Origin of the sequence: Ensifer adhaerens, assembly GCF_020035535.1 — a bacterium.
Taxonomy (GTDB): domain Bacteria; phylum Pseudomonadota; class Alphaproteobacteria; order Rhizobiales; family Rhizobiaceae; genus Ensifer.
Window position 1 is genome coordinate 2,327,599 of sequence record NZ_CP083350.1, and the last position, 17,412, is coordinate 2,345,010.

Consider the following 17,412-nt stretch of genomic DNA (forward strand, 5'->3'; position numbering starts at 1 on the left):
GGACCTAGCCGTGGTTGGTCGGCGTCTGGCCATTGCCCGCTGACGTGCCTGCGTCAGGCGTTGCCTCTGCCGGGTGCTTGGAAATGCCGGCGAGCCTGTGGCCGCGCTCGCGCAGCCATTGGAAGACGACATAGAGTGCCGGGATGACAAAGATGCCGACAAGCGCCGCGGCGAGCATCCCGCCGGCAACGCCGGTGCCGACCGCGCGGCGGCTGAGTTCGCCGGCGCCTCTGGCGACCACCAGCGGCACCAGGCCGACGATGAATGCGAAGCTCGTCATCATCACGGCGCGGAAACGGGCGCGCGCCCCTTCGATCGCCGCATCGACGATCGACGCTCCGGCTTCGCGGTGGGCCTTGGCGAACTCGACGATCAGGATCGCGTTCTTCGAAGCAAGCGCGATCAGAACAACGAGGCCGATCTGGGCGTAGATGTCGAAGGAAAGACCGGCGACGAGCACCGATAGCAACGCGCCAGAAACGCCGAAGGCGACCGACAGCAGCACCGGTACGGGGATCGTCCAGCTTTCATAGAGTGCGACGAGGAAGAGGTAGGCGAAGAGCACCGCCATCGCCAGGATGGCGGTCGTCTTGCCGGCCGCTTCCAGTTCCTGCAGCGCGGTTCCGGTCCATTCGTAGCTGTAGCCCGGTGGCAAGGTCGAAGCCGAAAGCGCCTCCATGGCGGCAAGCGCCTCGCCTGAGGAATGACCGGCTGACGGCTGGCCGTTCAGCGTGATCGAGCGGTAGTTGTTGTAGCGAACGATCGACTGCGGACCGACGATGTAGTCGACCTTGGCGACCGAGGCGACCGGCACCATGTCGCCATTGGCATTGCGCACATGCAGCCGCTGAATGTCGTCGACCGCATTGCGGTCCGCCTGCGCCGCCTGCATCGTCACCTTCCAAGTGCGGCCGAAGAGGTTGAAGTCGTTGACGTAGTAGCTGCCGAGCGTGCCCTGCAACGTGGTGAAGAGGTCACTGACCGAAACGCCGAGCGATTGCAGGCGATCGCGGTCGATGTTGAGATAGAGCTGCGGCGAGCTGGCCGAATAGGTGGTGAAGGTTGGGCCAAGTGCCGGGTTCTGGTTGGCGGCGATGATCAGCCCGCCTGCCGTGGCTGCGAGATCGGCAACCGATCGACCCTGCAGGTCGAGCAGCTGATATTCGAAGCCGGACCCGGTGCCGAGGCCCATGATCGGCGGCAGGTTGAAGGCGAAGATCTGCGCGCCTCGAATCGCCTGGCCCTTGGCCATGGTAGTGCGGATCGCCGCTTCGACTCCGGCCGCATCATTCAAACGTTCTGCGAAGGGCTTCATCGTAACGATGGCAAAAGCGGAGTTCGATTTCGAGAGGCCGTCGAGGAAGGAATAGCCGGTGACGGTGATGACGTTGGCGACACCCTCGATGCCGCCCAGCATCGTCTCCACCTGCTTCACCACCGCATCGGTGCGGTTGTAGGAGGCGCCTTCGGGCAGGCGGATTTCGGTGAAGAAGGCGCCCTGGTCCTCCGCCGGCAGGAAGCCGGTCGGCACGACCTTGAAGAGCAGGCCAGTGGCGACGAAGGCGCCCGCTAGCAGCACGAGGCCGATGATCGCGCGGCGAGCTATGTGCCCGGCGACAAAGGTATAGCCGTCGCGTCCTTTGTCGATGGTGCGCGAGATGTAGCCGAGAACGCCGCGCTTCGGCCCGTGATGCGGCTTCAAAAGCACGGCGCAGAGCGCTGGGCTCAGCGTCAACGCGTTGATCGCCGAGATCACCATCGACACCGAGACGGCGACGGCGAACTGCTGAAACAGTTGGCCGCTCAAACCCGGGATGAAGGCGACCGGAACGAAGACCGAGAGCAGCACTAGCGTGATCGCGACGATGGCGCCGGTGATCTCGCCCATGGCGCGGCGCGCCGCTTCGGCCGCCGAGAGACCGGGGTTCTCCTCCATCACCCGCTCGACGTTCTCGACCACCACGATCGCGTCGTCGACAACGATGCCGATCGCTAGAACCATGGCCAGCAGCGACACGGTGTTGAGCGAAAAGCCCATGGCGAGCAGCACCGCGAAGGTGCCGATCAGTGCCACCGGAACGGCGACAAGCGGGATCAGCGTCGCCCGCCAGTTTCCGAGGAACAGGAAGACGATGATGATGACGAGGATGAAGGCCTCGAACAGCGTTTCCTCGACGTTGTCGACGCTCGCTTCGACGAACTGCGCGGTGTCGTAGGCAACCGAATAGGTGAGGCCCGGCGGGAAGGATTTCGACAATCTCTCCATCGCCTCCTGCACGCCCCTGGCGGCGGCAAGCGCGTTGGCACCCGGTGCCTGATAGGTGCCGATCATGGCGACGGGCTTGCCGTTGATCCGCGCATTGGAATCGGAACTGGCGGCGCCGAGTTCGACCCGCGCGACGTCGCGGATGCGCACATAGGAGCCGTCGGGCTTTGCGCGCAGCACCACATCCTCGAACTGCTTGGGATCGGTGAGGCGTCCTTGCGTCTGGAGATTGAGCTGGAACAGCGGATCGTCGGTCATCGGCTGGGCGCCGATACGGCCGATCGCGGCCTGGACGTTCTGGGCCTTCAACGCGTTGATCACATCAGTCGGCGTCAGGTCGAGGCTGGTCATCCGGTCGATGTCGAGCACGACGCGCATGGAGTAGTCCTGGGCACCGAAGAGCTGGGCGTCGCCGACGCCGGGGACGCGCTTGACCGTGTCGAGCACGTTGATCGTGGCGTAGTTGGACAGGAACAGGCTGTCGAAGTTCTGCTTCTCGTCGGCCGCAAAGATGGTGATCACCTGCATCAGCGCGGAGGACTTCTTGCGCACGCTGACGCCGCTCTGCTTGACCTCGGACGGCAACCCGGCTTCGGCAAGCGACACGCGGTTCTGAACATTGACGGTGGCGATATCAGGATCGGTGCCGACGGCGAAGGTGACGGTCAACGTATAGGAACCGTCGGCGCCGCTGGTCGATTTCATGTAGAGCATGTCGTCGACGCCGACGACCTTGCTTTCGATCGGCTGGGCGACGGTGGTTTCGACCACGTCGGCGCCAGCGCCCGGATAACTTGCCGTGACGCTGACTTGCGGCGGCACGATGTCGGGAAACTGCGCGATCGGCAGACGGGTGAGCGCAAGCAGGCCCGCCAGCGTCAGCACGATGGAGATGACCGTGGCGAAGCGCGGGCGATCGATGAAGATCTCTGAAATCATCGCTTAGCCACCTGCTGCCGTGGCGGCATCGACCGTGATGCCCGGCCGGACCTTGCCCGCCCCCTCGGTAATGACGTTCTCGCCTTCCTTCAGGCCCTTGCTGATGACTGCCTGGCCGCGCGTGTTGCGCGCGACATCGACACGGCGAAGCTCTACCTTGGAACTCGCGTCGACCACCAGCACGAAGGCGCCCTGCTGGTCGCGCTGGACCGCCTGCTGCGGCACGGCCAGAACATCCTGCTTGTCGGACTGCTCAAGCACGACGCGCACCAGCGCGCCATCGAGAAGAATGCTGTCCGGATTGGGGAACTCGGCACGCACGATCACCGTGTCCGTCCCTTGCGAGACATTGCTGGCGACGAAGTTGATCGTGCCTTTTTGCTTGTATTCGGTGCCGTTGGGGAGCCCGAGACCGACATTGGCGCCGCCGCTGATCTCGCCCTTCAGCACCCGCTCGCGATAGGTGAGATAGAGCGCCGTCGCCACGGGAAACTGGACATAGATCGGATCGAGCCGCGTCAGCGTCACCAGCGGTCCGCTGTCCGGACCGACGAGCGCACCGACGTCGGCCGCCGTCAAGCCGATGATACCGTCGAAGGGGGCCATGATCTTTGTATAGGAGAGATTGAGGTCGGCGTTGTCCTTGCTGCCCTTGAGCCGTATCAGGTCGCCTTCGGCTTTCCTGACTTCGGCATGGGCTTCATCGACCTTGGCCTGGGAGATTGTCTTGGTGGTGAGCAGCTGTTCGGCGCGGTCGCGCTCAAGGATCGCGAGTTCCTTGGCGGCTTCGGCTGCCTCGATCTGCCCTTCGATCTCCTGGACAGCGGCGCGATAGGCGCCGTCTTCGACCTGGTAGAGCTCCGTCCCGGCCGTTACCTTTTGCCCCTCAGTGAAGTTGACCGCCTGAAGGAAGCCCGAGACGCGGGCGCGAATGTCAACCTTCTGGATGGCCGTGACCTTGCCGGTCAGATCCACGCTCTCGCGCAGATCCATGATTGCAGCCGGCGCCACGACGACTGCCGGAGCCTGCTGGGCAAGCGCTGTTTGCGCGGAAACCGCGACCGTGACGAATAATGCCGATGAAAGTGAAAGGGCAAGAATTCTCGAACGACGCATGCAACGTTCCCCCTGAACGAAACAGCTGGAGATAACTTAAGTCGCCTTGGCAGTTGCATTGAAATCAGAACATGTTCTCCGCCCCAAGTCACGCAATCAGGGGTTGATTTAAGTGAGGGCTTGCAAAGATGATGCAAATGCCCGCGAAAGGCGGGTTCAGAGGGAACTTGTCACAAAAGCAATGATTTGCCGGACCATCGCCGGTTCACGGCAGAGGGAGGCGACAGGCTGATTTCGTCGGGTTTCGGTTGAGGTAGGTGCATGGAAGCGAACGTTTTACGTGTGCCTCATCGTCACAATTGGCGAGATCGGTCTGCAACCTCCGGTGACAGTTCCGCGGAACCGTCGAGTAGACAGGTCCCGGCGCGATGCCGGGACCAAGCTTAGTACTGTTGCCGGATCGAGGCGTCAGACCAGGTCGAAGCGGTCTGCGTTCATCACCTTGTTCCAGGCGGCCACGAAGTCGCGCACGAACTTCTTCTTGGCATCCGCCTGGCCATAGACTTCGGCGATGGCCCGGAGCTGCGAGTTCGAACCGAAGACGAGATCGACGCGGGTGGCGGTCCACTTGACGTCACCAGTCTTGCGGTCGCGGCCTTCGAACACGTCCTTCGCATCCGATGTTGCCGTCCAGGCCGTGCCCATGTCGAGCAGGTTGACGAAGAAGTCGTTGCTGAGTGTTCCCGCACGATCGGTGAAGACGCCGTGCCTGACCTGATCGTGGTTGGCGCCAAGAGCGCGCAGGCCCCCGACCAGAACGGTCATCTCCGGTGCGGTCAGCGTCAGCAGCTGCGCCTTGTCGATCAGCAGCTCTTCCGGCGAAACCGCATACTGGGTGCGCTGGTAGTTGCGGAAGCCATCGGCGATCGGCTCGAGGACTGCGAAGGAGTCGACATCGGTCTGCTCCTGCGTGGCATCCGCGCGACCCGGCGCAAAGGCGACATCGATGTCATGGCCGGCAGCCTTTGCAGCCTTCTCGATGGCAGCGGCGCCGCCGAGGACGATCAGGTCGGCGAGCGACACTTTCTTGCCGCCGGACTGGGCGTCGTTGAAGCCACGCTGGATGCCTTCGAGAACCTCCAGAACCTTTGCCAGTTGCGCCGGCTGGTTGACCTGCCAGTCCTTCTGCGGAGCAAGGCGGATGCGGGCACCGTTGGCGCCGCCGCGCTTGTCCGAGCCGCGGAAGGTCGAGGCGGATGCCCAGGCGGTCGAAACCAGTTCGGAGACCGAAAGGCCCGAAGCGAGGATTTTGGCCTTGAGGTCCGCGATATCCTTGGCGTCGACGAGCGCGTGATCGACGGCCGGGATCGGATCCTGCCAGATCAGCTCTTCGGCCGGGACTTCCGGGCCGAGATAGCGGGCGCGCGGACCCATGTCGCGGTGAGTTAGCTTGTACCAGGCGCGGGCGAAGGCGTCCGCGAAGGCATCCGGGTTCTCGTAGAAGTGTCTTGCGACCTTCTCGTAGGCCGGGTCGACGCGCAGCGCGAGGTCGGTCGTCAGCATCGACGGCGCGTGGCGCTTCGACTTGTCATGGGCGTCCGGGACGGTGCCGGCGCCCATGCCGTGCTTCGGCGTCCACTGGTGCGCGCCGGCCGGGCTCTTCGTCAGTTCCCATTCGTAGCCGAAGAGGTTCCAGAAGAAGTTGTTGCTCCACTTGGTCGGCGTCGTCGTCCAGGTGACTTCGAGACCGCTGGTGATGGTGTCGCCGCCACGGCCACTGCCGTAGGTGCTGGCCCAGCCGAGGCCCTGTTCCTCGATGCCGGCGCCTTCCGGCTCCCGACCGACATTGGCCGCATCACCGGCACCATGGGTCTTGCCGAAGGTGTGGCCGCCGGCGATCAGCGCCACGGTTTCCTCGTCGTTCATGGCCATGCGCGCGAAGGTTTCGCGGATGTCCCGGGCCGCAGCGAGCGGGTCCGGGTTGCCGTTCGGGCCTTCCGGATTGACGTAGATCAGGCCCATCTGCACGGCAGCGAGTGGGTTTTCGAGGTCGCGATCGCCGGAATAGCGCTTGTCGTCGAGCCAGGTCTTTTCCGTGCCCCAGTAGATGTCTTCCTCCGGCTCCCACACGTCGGGGCGGCCGCCGGCGAAGCCGAAGGTCTTGAAGCCCATGGATTCGAGTGCGCAGTTGCCGGCAAGGATCATCAGATCGGCCCAGGAGATGCTGTTGCCGTATTTCTGCTTGATCGGCCAGAGGAGGCGGCGCGCCTTGTCGAGGTTGGCGTTGTCCGGCCAGCTGTTGAGCGGCGCAAAGCGCTGCTGTCCGGCACCGGCGCCGCCGCGGCCGTCACCGGTGCGGTAGGTGCCGGCACTATGCCAGGCCATGCGGATGAACAATGGGCCATAGTGACCGAAATCGGCCGGCCACCAATCCTGCGAATCGGTCATCAGCGCGAAGAGGTCTTTCTTCACCGCCGGCAGGTCGAGCTTCTTGAATTCCTCGGCGTAGTTGAAGGCTTCGCCCATCGGATCGGAAAGGGAGGAACTCTGGTGCAGGATTTTCAGATTGAGCTGGTTCGGCCACCAGTCCCGGTTCGAGGTCCCGGCGGATTGAGCGCTCGTCTGGGCTCCATGCATGACGGGACATTTGCCCGTTTTGTCGGCTTTCGCGTCCATTTCTATCTCCCTTTACGATGACGTGAATTGTGCGGATCAGAGGAAAGGCAGGCCGTGCGGGCCAACGGTGCGCCGGGCCCGGCTAACGGCATTCTTTGTGCCGTCTGTGGTTGTCGTTCCGCGAAGCGGTATCGCCACTGGCTGCGTCTCCCTCATTGCGCGGCGACTCTATCAAAGTGGTTTCATTAATTTAAGTTGGATTTACTGATGATGACGATAAGGCAATCCTATGGCTAATGAACGGCGGGCAACGGTCGCATGCTTGCAGTCCTCCATGGATCTTTGATGACGTGCGAGCGCTCGCCGATTGCAGCCCACACAAGAATATTGGTGCACTGCACTCCCGCCAAACTTGCGGAAGAAAGCGCCAATCGTTAGTCACACCCGCAACGACTCAACGCTTTCCATTTTTCGCGTGGTGAAAGGACAGACATCGTGGCTGAGACAGAAACTGGGGCCGGCAAGGGCCGTCGCAAAGCGCTTTGGGCTGCCGTCGCGGTGATCGCGATCGCGGCCGCCGGCGTAGTCGGCGGCAAGTTCATGCTCGAAAGGACGGTCGACAGGTTCATCGCTGATCGCGGCGGCAAGGCCGGCTCCGTCAAGGCGGATTTCCTCGGACGCGTTCATTTGCGTGACGTGACGCTCCCCTTCGCCAATGGCACAAGTGTAAAGGTTGCCGCGATCGATGGCCGACCCAAGATCTTCTTCCTGAGCGGCAAGCTTGATGTGAAGGGTCTTGAGCTCGATATCGCCGCAGGCAAGTTCACTGTGCCGCAGGCGACCATCGAAGAGCCGGACTTCTTTGCCGGTGCGCTCTCAAAGGCAGGCGACAAGGGCGAACTGACGACGCTGAAGCGCATCGAGCGCTTTGCCGCAAAGCACATCTCGGCGCCAGAGGCGACCGTTAGCCAGGATGTGGCCGGTACCGAGCAGAAGACGGTTTACAGGGACCTCGCTCTTGAGGACATCGCCGGCGGCCGCGTCGCCCGCTATTCGGCCAGTGGCGCAAGCTTCGCCTTTGCCATGGATGTTCCCGACGGCGAAGGGGCAACGAAGCGCGAGCAGATGAACGGCTCGATCGGGGCTGTCGTGGGCGAAAACTTCGATGCGGCCTATATGGTGCGGATCTACACGGAAAAGGCCGGCCCGGACGACAAGGAGCCGAAGCCGCTCTATGGTCCGATGTCGGCAAAGAACCTTTCCTTCTCCGACGGCAAGGCCCAGTTCGGCTATGACGAAGTCCGCAGCAAGGGCTTCAGCGCGCGCATGCCGGCCGAGCCGTTGCTGGAAACCTTGGAGAAGCTGAAAGGGGTGACGGATCCCGAAGCGTTGCCGCCGGCGGAACGGCAGGCGTTCTTCAAGCGCATCCTGTCCGTTGTCGACATGATCGGCAAGGGCGACATCGAGTTGCTCGGTCTCAAGATGGAAGTGCCGGACAAGAGCAGCGAAGAAGAAGGCAAGACGATCAAGTTCGCCGTCGAAAAGATGGCGATGCAGCTCGATGGCCAGAGCTTCGACGGTTCCCTTCACGGACTTTCGGCCGGAGAAGGCGCAGACTACGTCAAGCTCGCCGAAGCAAGCATCAAAGGTTTCTCCTGGGCTCCAACCATGGACGCGATCACGAAGCTGGCGGGCCTGAAAGAAGAAGAGTTCGAGACCTTCCCCTTCACCACGCTGATGCCGGAATTCGGAACGATCCGTATTGCCGGACTGGACGTGGACATGCCCGGCAGCGCGCCGACAAGCGTGACGGACAGCGAAATCACCGAAGACGACCAGAGCGTCATTGAAAACGAGACCGACCCGTCGGTCACCGCCGAGCCGGCGCCGGATGAGGCGGCCGATGGTGATGCTGCATCCGATGCTGCTGCCGCAACCGACGGCGATGCCTCGACGGATGGGGAAGCCGCATCCGACGCAGAGGTCCCGGCCGATGCCCAGGACGATCCGATGGCCGAAGCGTCGGTCGAGCAGGCTGCCGTGCCCACCGTTCCGGAACGCGTGCGCTTCACGCTCGACACCTACGAACTGGCCCTGACCAAGCTGCGCAACGGCATCCCGACGGATGTGCGGGTCAGCTATCGCGATCTCAGCGTGCCGATTCCGGCCGACACGCAGGAGGAAGGTTTCGCGACGCTGCGCAAGCTGGGTTTCGAAAAGCTGATGTTTTCTTCCAACGTCGAGCTCGCCTGGGATGAGGCGAACGAGACCCTCGTCATCAAGGATATCTCCCTGGACGGCAAGGATTTGGGCAGCTTCTCCTTCTCAGGCCTGATCGGCGGCGCCAGCAAGGATTTCTTCTCCGGCGACATGACCGCCGCGCAGGTGGCACTTTTCGGCCTCACTGCCCGGGAAGCTACGCTCAAGCTCGAAGACAAGGGCATCATGGCCAAGGGCATCAAGCTCTATGCCGAGGATAACCACATGACCGAGGACAGCGTTCGCGGTCTCCTCGTGCTGATGACGAGCGCGGGCGTGCAGCATTTTGCCGCCGCGCAGCCGAAGCTGCAGGACGCGGCAACGGCGTTTACCCAGTTCATCAGCAAGCCCGGTGCCTTCACCCTGAAGGTCAAGGCCAAGGCTGAAGCCGGGATTGGCGCACTCGAACTGATGGGCGCCGCTGAAAATCCGGCGCTTCTGCTCGAGAAGGTCGATCTCGAAGCGACCGCACAGTAAATCGATCGCGGGCCGCCTCAGTCGATGCGGCCCGCATCACTTCTGCCCGTGGGATGCTGAAAGAGTTCCCGCAGCGCCATCATCTCCTCGCGTCCGACCTCATGCCTGCCACGATTGTAGAGCGCCCGGACATCTGCCTTCTGTTCCGCCAGAAAGTCGACCAAGCGCTCCGTGAGCGCCAAGGGGCGGCTCGGATCATCTTGGCCGCCGGTGACCAGGATCGGTTTACCCTCAAGTTCGGCGTTGCCGAATGGCACCCAGGAAACGAGGGGATGCAGCAGGGCGGCCCGGTCGAACAGATCGGGATGCTTGACCAGAAGCCCTGCAAGAACAGTCGCGCCTGAAGAATAGCCGATGCCGTAGGCGACGCTGTCGGGGTAGAGACGCCGCATTTCGGCGATATCATTCGCCAGGTCTTCGATGGCGGCAGCGAATGCGTGCATATCGCCCAAGGCGTCGCCGATCGGGGGAGGGTTTGCTGCATCGGCATTGGCTGCGCATCTGTTGAAGGGAAACACCCGGGCATTTGGCAGCGTGGCGGCGATCAGCGCGCCGACCGGATCGCCCGGAGCAGGATTGTGGAAGGCGAAGACGATCGCTGCATCGTGCCTGGACGGTTTTCTTCGTTCGCTGGAAGATGAATTTGTCATGCTGGCGCTCCCGTAACAGGAGAAGTCCGAAGGGCCGTCGAAGAGGCAGCATTCACGCTTGTCCCATCTCTGCCAGCCCGACACGCACTTCTCCCGCTCAAAGGATCGGTGCAATCATAGCTAAACGGAATTGAAATAATATTGACTATATTATTTCATTATACGCAATTATACGCAATTATACGCATGAGCGATTTGAGCAATATCCGGGTTTTCCTGGCGGTAGCGAAGCAGCGGAGCTTTGCCGCGGCGGCGTGTCAGCTTTCGATGACCGCGTAGACCGTCACCCGCGCGGTCAGTACCTTGGAAGAGGGTTTGCCGGATATGGAACACCGCAGACGCCGGACGACCTCGATCGCCATGGTTGCCTGGCCTATGAAGCACAGGTGATCTCGGAGACCTGGGAACTGACGTCCCAGGGCCGGACGCGAAAGGCGAGGACTGGCCAGTCGCTCGCTGCCAACGACGGCGAGTTCGTCGCAAGGCTTGCTGAAAATGGCGAGGGCATCGCGCTTTTGCCGTTCTTCATCGTCGAGGACGTGCTGGCAACGGGCGCGCTGAAACAGATCCTCGACGGGTGGGAGGCGCCGCAACTGTGGCTCACTCTGTATTATCCGTCTATGAACGGTTACCGCTCTGGGTTGCCAAGTTCTCGGATTTCTTCGAAAGCTACGTTACCGAGATGATCTAGCGCAGCCGGATCGAGTTTCAGCCAAAACAGACCCGTTTGCGGCTAAATGTGAGCAAAGGATACAAGAAATTAGGGACCGCACACCCCATGTTTCCTCGGATATGAGCGGCAATTGCGAGATCGTCCCCTGCGCGCACGCCATAGGGTCGAGTCGAGGCGGATGGCGCGTGAGGAATGAACTCCATCGCCAGGAGGCGGGGGTGGACGGACGATGACAGAGGCAAATGGCATTGGAGCATATTTCGGCGAGCCCAAGGCGCCGTTTCTCATGGTGCGGCCTGTCCGCGACGCCCGGTTTTCAGTGACGCGCCTGCAGTGCCGGCTGAAGGGGGAATTGAGCCGCATCGTTTCGCTGCCCGCCGCCGACGCCTACTTCCTGATGTTCTATTTCAAGGATGTGATGCATAGCGATGTGGTGCCGGGCGAAAGCGAAAGTGAAATTCGCCGCTACCGGCAGGGATCGGTCTGCCTCGTCGATCTCGTCGAGGGTGCCAGTATCCGGCTTGTGAGCGATCTCGATTCACTCGCCTTCCATTTGCCGCGGGCCTTGTTTCGTGAAGTTTCCACGTTTTCGCATGCGCCCGCCGCCACCAGTCTCCGGTGCCGCCGCGGCGAAGTCGACGACGTCATGCACAATCTCGCCTTGGCGCTGTTGCCCCTTCTTGCCGAGAACGAGGGTGAACCAGGTGCCGTATTGCAGCACATCGCAGTCGCCATCTGCGCGCACCTTCTGCATTCCTACCCGGATCGAGCCAATGCGTCCGGCGGCCCCGATCTCTCCGTATGGCAGGAGAAGGCTGTCAAGGACTTCATGATCGACCATTGGGCAAAGGACTTTTCGTTTGCCGCAGCGGCGGCGACCGCGAACCTGCCGGAGGAGGTTTTTACCGCGGCCTTTGCATCCGCGACCGGGCAGACACCGGAAGAGTGGCTGATGCGGTACAGGATCGCCCGCGCCAAGCGCTATCTCATAGAGGAGGGATGGTCGTTGAGCAAAACCGCCACCAGCTGCGGATATGCCAACGTGGCCCGGTTCATCGAAGCCTTTCGCCAGGTGACGGGCGTGACGCCCGCCATCTGGCGCGCGCGCTGGCTGCAGTGAGGGTGCTATGATGATCTTCGACCCTCCGCGATGCATCGCTGGATTTGCCTCTTCATTGCGACAGCCAACCGTTGTAGCATCTGCCCGGCCGCTGAAACGGGTGGCTGAGCTGGAAATCGGGAGACCCTGACCGATGGCCTTGCAAGAAGGACTGAGCGCAGACGAGCGCACACCGTGTCCTACCGTCAAACGGATCAGCGCTGGCGAAATCACCGTCACGAGAACCTTCTCGGATCGCTTCGATCTGGAGCTCGGGCCCCTGATCCCGGTTGCAGACGCCTTCAACGTCATCATCCAGATGCGTGACTTCGAGGCGCACCGCCTGTGGCGGCGCGGCGAACTCGTCTATGAGGGTGGGCACCCCAAGGCTTCGCTTGCGATCACCGATCTTCGCGACCAATGGCAGTGCCACCATCTGTCGCCCTTCGACAATGTCCGCTTCCACATCCCCTTTGCTTCTATGCGGAGCTTCACCGAAAGGGCCGGGCGCGGCGAGTATGTGTCGCTGTCTCCCGTACAGGGACGCGTTGATCCGGTGATGTTCGGCCTCGCTCAAGCGCTGCTACCCTCGCTCGACGAACCGGACCGGGCCAATCTGCTGTTCGTTGAACAGATCAATCTTGCCGCGCTGGCCCACCTCAGCCAGGCCTATGGCGGCTTGCATTTCCCCGTCGACAAGAAGGGTACGCTGGCACCATGGCAGGAGAGGCTGGCGACGGAGTTTCTGGTCGCCCATTTCAATACGCCGTTCTCGATCGGCGATCTCGCTGCCCAGTGTGAGCTCTCGCGCAGCTATTTCAACAAGGCTTTCAAGGAAAGCTTCGGGCGCACGCCGTCCAGGTGGCTGTCCGAATATCGGATCGCGCGGGTCAAGGAGTGTCTGCTTCAGGACACGCCCCTTGCTGAAATCGCTATCCACTGCGGGTTTGCCGACCAGAGCCATATGACCCGCGTTTTCACCAGCCAGACGGGCGAGACGCCGGCGCGCTTCCGCAAAAAGAACCGGTCCGTCATCGTAGCTGTGGATCGCCCTCCGCAATAGCGTGGAAAGAGGGCGCGCCCTCGTGCAAAATTTTCAAAACACATGAAAAACGTGCAAGAATGATGCGCCGACCGGGGCAATCATAGGGCCGCTCCTGCAAACGATTTGGTGAATCCGAGAGTGAATTGCGTGCACGTTTCCCATGCGCACGGCGATCCGCATCCTTCGTTTTCATCGTCACGGCAGGAGGCTTTGCCGGGTAGTCTCGACACACAGGAGCGAAGACGATGACGAATGCTTCCGCTGCCTCGGCCGGAGCGCGACCGCGCGACAGTCTTGGATGCTCGCTCGACCAGCTCGATGACAACAGGACGATCGAAGGCCGAGATATGGTCTTCCATCGCAAGCGGTCGACAGCGGGACCGCCGGGTCAGGTCACGACGCCTGGCAACGGGCGTGGTTATCTGATCGGCCTGTCGCTTGTGGGCGGCCATAGCCGCCGGGTTTTCGGAGCGCATCACTCTGCGACCCAGGAATTCGGTCAAAACGCGATCTACGTCAGGGACTTTGCCGACGATTACAAGGCGGATCTCAAAGGGTCCTTCGATTTCACCTTGCTCGAAATCGGCCACGGTGCGCTGGAGCGCATCGCAGATGCCGCAAATGTTTCCGGCGTCAGCGAGCTGCGGTCCGTCTCGGCCTCGCCCGATCCAGTTCTCGGCGGCATGCTTGGCGCCCTGTTTGCGTCGGTGGACGGCCACACGGATCGAAGCGCGCTCTTCGTCGACCAGCTCTCGGTGGCGATCGGTGTGCATATGGTGCGGCAGTACGGAAATGGCCGCGGCGACAGCTTGGTCGGGGGACGCAGGCTCTCTCAGCGCTGCCAGGCAAAGATTCGCGATCTGGTGCAAGCCCGGCTCGATGGCGAACTCACGGTCGAGGAATTGGCCCAAACATGCAATCTGTCGCAGGCGGCTTTTCTGCGTGCCTTTCGCGAGACCATGGGCAGCACGCCCTACCGCTGGCTGCTGCAGCAGAGGATCGAAAAGGCCAAGGATCTGCTGCAGTTCTCGCCCACATCCCTGAGTGAAATCGCCGTCGTCTGCGGCTTTTCGGACCAGAGCCACTTTACCCGGGCCTTTGCGCAGGCCGCAGGTGCCACGCCACGCCAGTGGCGGCGCAGCCGGCAGTCGTAACCCACTGAATATACACGCGCGCTGCCGCGGCAAGGCGAGCGAAATTTTCAAAAATCCATCTTTGGCGACAAGAACGGGAGCGCCGTCGGCGGCATAGTTGGGCCTCTCCGGTCGGAGCCAGTTTCAACAGAAAGAGGTCTGGACCATGTCCGCGACAACGACCCCCGGAAAACTCCTCGTCTCGCCCAGGGATCACACCCTGATCATGATCGATTTTCAGTCGCAGATGTCCTTTGCGACCAAGTCGATCGATGCGGTGCTCCTGCGCAACAACGCCGCCCTTGTCGCCAATGCGGCGGCAGGCTTCGGCGTTTCGACCATCCTCACGACTGTCGCCGAAAAGACCTTCTCCGGTCCGATGTTCTCCGAGATCACCGATGCCCTCCCCGGCCAGAAGCTTCTGGACCGCACTTCGATGAACACCTGGGAAGACGCTGCCGTGATCGAAGAGGTCAACCGCATCGGCAAGAAGCGCCTTGTCATGTGCGGGCTGTGGACCTCGGTTTGCATCGTCGGCCCGGCGCTCTCGGCGCTAGACCAGGGCTTCGAGGTCTATGTCATCGCGGATGCCTGCGGCGACGTCTCGGATGAGGCGCACGAGCGGGCGATGGACCGCATGGTGCAGGCCGGTGTCCGGCCGATGACTTCGCTGCAGTACATGCTCGAGCTTCAGCGCGACTGGGCGCGCACCGAGACCTACGAGATGACCACCGGCATCGCCAAGAAGTTCGGCGGTTCGTACGGCCTCGGCATCATCTATGCCAAGTCGATGTTCGGCGCGTCCGAAGGCCACTGACAGAACGCTTCTGCGCTCTAGATTAACGCTCTGGCCACAACGATGCGGCCGGGGCGACACTGTCATTCGCGAAGGAGTTGGCAATGAAGATGTATCTTCTCTCGCTCGGAGCCGGGCTGCTCGTCGGCGTCATCTATTCCCTCTTGAACGTCCGCTCGCCGGCGCCACCTGTCATCGCGCTCGTCGGATTGCTCGGCATCCTCATCGGGGAGCAATCGGTCCCGCTGGTCAAGCGCGCCCTGTCCGGCGAACCGGTCAATCTCAGCTGGTTCAACATGCAGTGCATGCCGCACATGTTCGGCCATCTCCCTGGGGGCGGGCAGGCCAGTGCCGGCACGGCGAAGGACGCAGCCGTCAACGATGAAAGGGCCGGATGATGCCCACCCGACGCACGTTCCTCGGCGCAGCCTCGTCGCTTGCCCTGCCTGCTCTCTTTTCGTCGGCCCGCACCGCCGGCGCCCAACAGTCCGGAGACACCACGATGACGCCCGATCTCATTCTGCACAACGGCCTTGTCACGACGCTCGACCGTGCCAATCCGACTGCCACCGCCGTTGCCATCGCCGACGGCCTCATTCTTGCGGTCGGCGACGACCGGGCGATCATGGCGCTTTCAGGCCCGGGCACCCGGGTGATCGACCTCAAGGGCAAGCGCGTCCTGCCGGGTCTCAACGACAACCATACCCACGTCGTGCGCGGCGGCCTGAACTTCAACATGGAGCTGCGCTGGGACGGCGTGCGTTCGCTTGCCGATGCAATGGCGATGCTGAAGCGGCAGGTGGCGATCACGCCGGCGCCGCAATGGGTGCGGGTCGTCGGCGGTTTCACCGAGCATCAGTTTGCAGAAAAACGCCTGCCGACGATCGACGAGATCAATGCGGTCGCGCCGGATACGCCGGTGTTCCTGCTGCACCTCTACGACCGGGCACTGCTCAATGCCGCAGCACTCCGGGCGGTCGGCTATACCAGGGACACGCCGAACCCGCCGGGCGGCGAGATCACCCGGGATGCCAATGGCAACCCGACCGGCCTGCTCCTGGCCAAGCCCAATGCCGGCATCCTCTATTCGACGCTCGCCAAGGGGCCGAAACTGCCCTTCGACTATCAGGTCAACTCCACCCGCCATTTCATGCGCGAGCTCAACCGCTTGGGGGTCACCAGCGTCATCGACGCCGGCGGCGGCTTCCAGAACTATCCGGATGACTACGCCGTCATCCAGAAGCTCGCCGACGAAGGCCAGATGACCGTCCGGCTCGCCTACAACCTCTTCACCCAGAAGCCGAAGGAGGAAAAGGAGGACTTCCTGAAGTGGACCTCCTCGGTCAAATACAAGCAGGGCAGCGACTACTTCCGCCACAATGGCGCCGGCGAAATGCTGGTCTTCTCGGCAGCCGATTTCGAGGACTTCCGCGAGCCGCGCCCGGACATGCCGCCGGAGATGGAGGGCGAACTCGAAGAGGTGGTGCGGATCCTCGCCGAGAACCGCTGGCCCTGGCGCCTGCATGCGACCTATGACGAAACCATCAGCCGCGCGCTCGATGTCTTCGAGAAGGTCAACCAGGATATACCGCTCACCGGCATCAACTGGTTCTTCGACCACGCCGAGACGATCTCCGACCGGTCGATCGACCGGATCGCAGCGCTGGGCGGCGGCATCGCCGTCCAGCATCGCATGGCCTATCAGGGCGAATACTTCGTCGAGCGCTATGGCCACGGTGCAGCCGAAGCGACGCCGCCGGTGGCCAAGATGCTGGAAAAGGGCGTCAACGTCTCTGCCGGTACCGATGCGACCCGTGTTGCCTCCTACAACCCTTGGGTCTCGCTGTCCTGGATGGTGACCGGCAAGACGGTCGGCGGCCTGCAGCTCTATCCGCGCGCCAACTGCCTCGACCGGGAGACGGCGCTTCGGATGTGGACCGAGAAGGTGCAGTGGTTCTCCAACGAGGAGGGCAAGAAGGGGCGTATCGAAAAGGGGCAGTTCGCCGACCTGATCGTGCCGAACAAGGACTACTTCCACTGCGCCGAGGACGAGATCTCGTTCCTGACCTCGGACCTGACCATGGTCGGCGGCAAGATCGTCTATGCGGCGGGAGACTTCGCCGCCCACGACGAGAACACGGTGCCGCCGGCGATGCCCGACTGGTCGCCGGTCCGCACCTTCGGCGGCTATGCCGCCTGGGGCGAGCCTGACGGTGCGGGCAAGAACTCGCTGCGGCGCACCGCCATCACGGCGTGCGGCTGCGCCAGCAACTGCGGCGTCCATGGTCACGACCATGCCGGCGCCTGGACGTCAAAGCTGCCGATTGGCGATCTCAAGGGCTTCTTCGGGGCGCTCGGCTGCTCCTGCTGGGCCGTGTGACGATGAAGGAAGGGAGACGCGAA

General features: G+C 62.5%; 12 protein-coding genes. 8 read left to right on the plus strand and 4 right to left on the minus strand.

Annotated elements, in window-relative coordinates:
• Positions 1-4: 4 nt before the first annotated feature.
• The 3 genes from LAC81_RS30800 to katG all read right to left on the minus strand — a co-directional run bounded on the left by LAC81_RS30800 (position 5) and on the right by katG (position 6,937).
• The gene (locus LAC81_RS30800; protein WP_223728451.1) at positions 5-3,205 is read right to left on the minus strand and encodes an efflux RND transporter permease subunit; all 3,201 of its coding nucleotides are present in this window, start codon (positions 3,203-3,205) and stop codon (positions 5-7) included.
• A 3-nt stretch (positions 3,206-3,208) separates the two neighbouring features.
• Positions 3,209-4,321, minus strand: coding sequence for an efflux RND transporter periplasmic adaptor subunit (locus tag LAC81_RS30805; RefSeq protein ID WP_223728452.1), 1,113 nt, complete (start codon positions 4,319-4,321; stop codon positions 3,209-3,211).
• A gap of 408 nt (positions 4,322-4,729) precedes the next feature.
• Positions 4,730-6,937: a catalase/peroxidase HPI gene (gene katG / locus LAC81_RS30810; protein ID WP_223728453.1), complete on the minus strand. Its 2,208-nt coding sequence runs from the start codon at positions 6,935-6,937 to the stop codon at positions 4,730-4,732.
• Positions 6,938-7,372: 435 nt separating this feature from the next.
• Between katG and LAC81_RS30815 the strand changes: the two genes are divergently transcribed.
• On the plus strand, positions 7,373-9,613 hold the full coding sequence (locus tag LAC81_RS30815) for a hypothetical protein (RefSeq protein WP_223728454.1): 2,241 nt from the start codon (positions 7,373-7,375) through the stop codon (positions 9,611-9,613).
• A gap of 17 nt (positions 9,614-9,630) precedes the next feature.
• Here the strand turns inward: LAC81_RS30815 and LAC81_RS30820 are convergent, their stop codons facing one another.
• On the minus strand, positions 9,631-10,263 hold the full coding sequence (locus LAC81_RS30820) for an alpha/beta hydrolase (protein ID WP_223728455.1): 633 nt from the start codon (positions 10,261-10,263) through the stop codon (positions 9,631-9,633).
• 254 nt (positions 10,264-10,517) lie between these two features.
• Between LAC81_RS30820 and LAC81_RS30825 the strand changes: the two genes are divergently transcribed.
• The 7 genes from LAC81_RS30825 to LAC81_RS30855 all read left to right on the plus strand — a co-directional run bounded on the left by LAC81_RS30825 (position 10,518) and on the right by LAC81_RS30855 (position 17,389).
• Positions 10,518-10,949 (plus strand): LysR substrate-binding domain-containing protein, encoded by a 432-nt coding sequence (locus LAC81_RS30825; RefSeq protein WP_223728456.1) that lies wholly within the window; start codon positions 10,518-10,520, stop codon positions 10,947-10,949.
• 216 nt (positions 10,950-11,165) lie between these two features.
• Positions 11,166-12,056 (plus strand): helix-turn-helix transcriptional regulator, encoded by an 891-nt coding sequence (locus tag LAC81_RS30830; RefSeq protein ID WP_223728457.1) that lies wholly within the window; start codon positions 11,166-11,168, stop codon positions 12,054-12,056.
• A 133-nt stretch (positions 12,057-12,189) separates the two neighbouring features.
• Positions 12,190-13,098, plus strand: coding sequence for a helix-turn-helix domain-containing protein (locus LAC81_RS30835; RefSeq protein ID WP_223728458.1), 909 nt, complete (start codon positions 12,190-12,192; stop codon positions 13,096-13,098).
• A gap of 227 nt (positions 13,099-13,325) precedes the next feature.
• Positions 13,326-14,234: a helix-turn-helix domain-containing protein gene (locus LAC81_RS30840; RefSeq protein WP_223728459.1), complete on the plus strand. Its 909-nt coding sequence runs from the start codon at positions 13,326-13,328 to the stop codon at positions 14,232-14,234.
• 145 nt (positions 14,235-14,379) lie between these two features.
• A complete protein-coding gene (locus tag LAC81_RS30845) occupies positions 14,380-15,030 on the plus strand; it encodes a hydrolase (protein WP_223728460.1) in 651 nt (216 codons plus the stop codon).
• 83 nt (positions 15,031-15,113) lie between these two features.
• Positions 15,114-15,407: a XapX domain-containing protein gene (locus tag LAC81_RS30850; RefSeq protein ID WP_113539745.1), complete on the plus strand. Its 294-nt coding sequence runs from the start codon at positions 15,114-15,116 to the stop codon at positions 15,405-15,407.
• Positions 15,407-17,389 (plus strand): amidohydrolase, encoded by a 1,983-nt coding sequence (locus tag LAC81_RS30855; RefSeq protein ID WP_223730370.1) that lies wholly within the window; start codon positions 15,407-15,409, stop codon positions 17,387-17,389. Before LAC81_RS30850 ends, LAC81_RS30855 begins: the two co-directional genes overlap by 1 nt.
• Positions 17,390-17,412: the final 23 nt, after the last annotated feature.